Origin of the sequence: Burkholderia sp. Bp9142 (genome assembly GCF_003853415.1) — a bacterium.
In the GTDB taxonomy this organism is placed as follows: Bacteria; Pseudomonadota; Gammaproteobacteria; order Burkholderiales; family Burkholderiaceae; genus Burkholderia.
In genome coordinates this window covers 1-1,903 of record NZ_QTPP01000082.1, presented here as the reverse complement: position 1 = coordinate 1,903, position 1,903 = coordinate 1, and the positions used below count along the sequence as shown (strand labels likewise).

The 1,903-nt window shown below is 60.2% G+C and carries 1 protein-coding gene; it reads left to right on the top strand.

Annotated features, from left to right (window positions below; all coding sequences use genetic code 11):
• Nucleotides 1-247: 247 nt before the first annotated feature.
• Complete coding sequence (locus DIE22_RS37710) at nucleotides 248-1,501, top strand: site-specific integrase (RefSeq protein ID WP_124607543.1); 1,254 nt, start codon at nucleotides 248-250, stop codon at nucleotides 1,499-1,501.
• Nucleotides 1,502-1,903 lie beyond the last annotated feature (402 nt).

Sequence of the window (1,903 nt, the reverse complement as noted above, 5' to 3'; positions counted from 1 at the left end):
TGGTACGGCCGGGCTTCAAACCCGGTTGGGGGTGTCAGACACTCCCGGGTCGGTTCGACTCCGGCTGCCTTCCGCCATGCCGCGCTTCCGCGGCGTTCCTTGAGCTTCCTCTGAAAGTCCGCAAGCCCATGATTTTGCGGGGTTTTGTGGGTAACGGGATGCTTGCGACGTCCGGCTGCGTCCCCCACAATTTCCTCAGGAAACATGGGTAGCGACATGGGTTTTGTGGGTAGGAAAGGAGGGCGGCATGGCAGGACGACAATTGCATCGGCTTAGCGCGCTGCGTGTCGCGAAGGCGGTGGATCCGGGACATTACGCGGACGGCGGTGGCCTCTTCATGCAGATTGCCGGCAGTGGCGCTCGCTCGTGGGTGTTTCGCTTCACGCTCGACAGGCGAGTGCGCGAAATGGGCCTCGGACCGCTTTCACGAGTCTCGCTTGGTGAAGCGCGAAAGCTGGCTACTCAGTACCGCGAGATGGTTCGAGACCAGATCGACCCCATCCTCGCGCGGCGCGAAGAGCAGCGCCGCCGATTGCTCGACATCTCCATCGATGCCAACGTGACGTTCCGTGAGGCAGCTGATGCGTTCATTCGAGCGCACGAACCGGAGTGGCGAAACCGGAAGCACAGTCAGCAATGGGGCAATACGCTCAAGACTTACGCCTATCCCATCATCGGCGATGTGCGTGTGCGCGACATCGACACAGCGATGATTGTCCGCATTCTGCAGCCGATTTGGACCACAAAGGCAGAGACGGCGCGCCGTGTGCGGGGGCGCATCAAGGCGATCCTGGACGCGGAGACCGTGATGGGCCACCGAACCGGCAGTAACCCGGCCCGATACGTTGATCATCTGCAATTGGTATTGCCGCGCTCGAAGAAGCGCTCGCAGGTTCGGCATCACGCTGCGTTGCCTTGGGAAGACCTCCCCACATTCATTCAGGAATTGGAACAACGCCCGCGACGGGCGGCAAGAGTGTTGCACTTGCTTGTCCTGACGGCGACTCGCACGAACGAGGCGCGGTTTGCGCGGGTTGAAGAGTTTGATCTCGACAACCGCGTCTGGAGTATTCCGGGAGATCGCACGAAAAGCGGTCGGCCGCTGCGCGTGCCGCTTTGCAAGCGGGCCGTCGAGATTGTACGCAGTGCGCTGCCGAAGGCGAAGTATGGATATTTGTTTCCCGGTTGCACGGAAGGGCGCCCACTGTCGAACATGGCGATGCTGTCCCTGCTGAAACGCATGTCGTACTCCGGCATCACCGTGCACGGTTTTCGGTCGACATTTCGTGACTGGGTCGCCGAATGCACTGACTATCCGGATTCTTTGGCGGAGGAAGCCTTGGCGCACATCATTACTTCGCAGACGATAGCGGCTTATCGGCGTCGCGATCAACTCGAAAGACGGCGGCTCATGATGGAAGACTGGGGCGCGTATTGTTCAAGCGGACACGTGCTTGACCCATCAATGGCGCCGATCATGCCGCAAACGTTCGCTGCCTAAATCGACGCTGCTTCTCTTCTGGAAACGGTGCCGCGGGCCGGGTAGGTTCGCACGTGCCCGGTATCGCGAGTGCGAGGCTGTGTCGTCGGTATGTCGCTTGATCCTGATGCAATGCAGGCCGAATTCATCGACATCTGGCGGTATCGATGCTATGTGTGGAATAGACTCGCCGCCGAAACGAACAACACGGATTCCGAAGGGCCGCGGGGTGTCTTCAACGTCGGGGCAGCTAAGGCGGATCGGAATCGCTTAGGCCGGCGCGGCTTGATACAGATTCACTGGGCCAGCAGCGTGAAGCTGCTGGCCCAGTGAATCTGTCTGGCGGCCGATCGCTACGCTGCGGTGATCATTCGGCGATCAAGAAGCGATCACGTTTCTTACCCTTGATCCATGACGGTTCGC

Coding starts and splice junctions, on each gene's coding strand:
- DIE22_RS37710 (WP_124607543.1), top strand. CDS start 248: ATGGCAGGACGACAATTGCATCGGCTTAGCGCGCTGCGTGTCGCGAAG.